Origin of the sequence: Parafrankia sp. EUN1f, from assembly GCF_000177675.1 — a bacterium.
GTDB lineage: Bacteria > Actinomycetota > Actinomycetes > Frankiales > Frankiaceae > Parafrankia.
In genome coordinates this window covers 1-1,020 of record NZ_ADGX01000374.1, presented here as the reverse complement: position 1 = coordinate 1,020, position 1,020 = coordinate 1, and the positions used below count along the sequence as shown (strand labels likewise).

At 72.1% G+C, this 1,020-nt stretch carries 3 protein-coding genes; all 3 read left to right on the top strand.

What is annotated here, in order from left to right:
• The coding region (locus FREUN1FDRAFT_RS39185) for a hypothetical protein (RefSeq protein WP_006546010.1) at positions 1-331 on the top strand (331 nt) is incomplete at its 5' end.
• Between the two features lie 51 nt (positions 332-382).
• Positions 383-598, top strand: coding sequence for a hypothetical protein (locus FREUN1FDRAFT_RS44820; RefSeq protein ID WP_157475869.1), 216 nt, complete (start codon positions 383-385; stop codon positions 596-598).
• The coding region (locus FREUN1FDRAFT_RS39180; protein ID WP_006546008.1) for an N-acetylmuramoyl-L-alanine amidase at positions 595-1,020 on the top strand (426 nt) is incomplete at its 3' end. The genes FREUN1FDRAFT_RS44820 and FREUN1FDRAFT_RS39180, both read left to right, overlap by 4 nt.

The window sequence follows — 1,020 nt, the reverse complement described above, 5'->3', positions numbered from 1 at the left end:
CCTAGCCGCTGTCGTACCCGCCGCCATCGCATGGGCCAGGCGCACCCGAGCCAACCGACGGGACATCCGCACGATCCGAGACGTGGTCCCGGACATCCGCGCTGTCCGGGACGTGGTGTGCGGCACCGCAGAGGACAAGATCCGCGGCCACCGGCGGGTACCCGGCGTCGCCGAGCGCCTCGACACCCTGGAGCAGGCCGTCGCGCCACTCTCCGACCGGCTCCAGGCGCTCGAGCAGGCCGTCGCGCCGCTGACCGGTCTGGACGCCCGCGTCACCCGCATTGAGGGCGAGCTCGCCGCGCACCTGCACACCCACGGCACCCACCCATGACCAGGCCCGGCTGATGGCCAGCTTCTGGGACGAGGTCCGCGACGGCGACCCGTGCATCCGCGTCCCACCGCACGACATCCCCGCCCCCGGCCCGACTGGGCGCAGTGGAGCGAGCGCCTGGCGGCCGCCGACGACCCCCCACCACCAGGCATGCGCCCGATCGGCCGGCATCCGGCCTGGCGGGCCGCGGCCCGCCTCCGCCTGGCCATCGCTCTCGCCGTCGTGTTCGGCCCGCTTCTGTGGCAGCTCGGAGGTCTGCTGCGATGACCTACCCCACCACCTACCCGGGCGCGAAACAGCGCATCATCCCGATCAACCATTCCGACGGCGGGATGGTCCAGCCCACCCGCGGACTCATCCCGCACGTCCAGATGGGCCGCTCGAGCCTGTTCGGCTGGTTCTCCAACCCGGCCAGCGGCGTCAGCTCTCACCTGTGGCTGTCGAAAGCCGGCGGGTTCGAACAGTACGTCGAGTTCGGCGACAAAGCGTGGGCCGAGGGCGCCGGGAACCCGTACTGGATCAGCTGCGAATGCGAAGGGTCCGACACCGAGGACTACACGCCGATCCAGATCGCGCGGCTCGGAGAGCTGTTCGCGTGGGGCATCCGCGCCTTCGGTTGGCGTCCGCAGATCACCGACTCGCCGTCCGGCTACGGCCTCGGCACCCACCGCATGGGCGGCGCGGCCTGG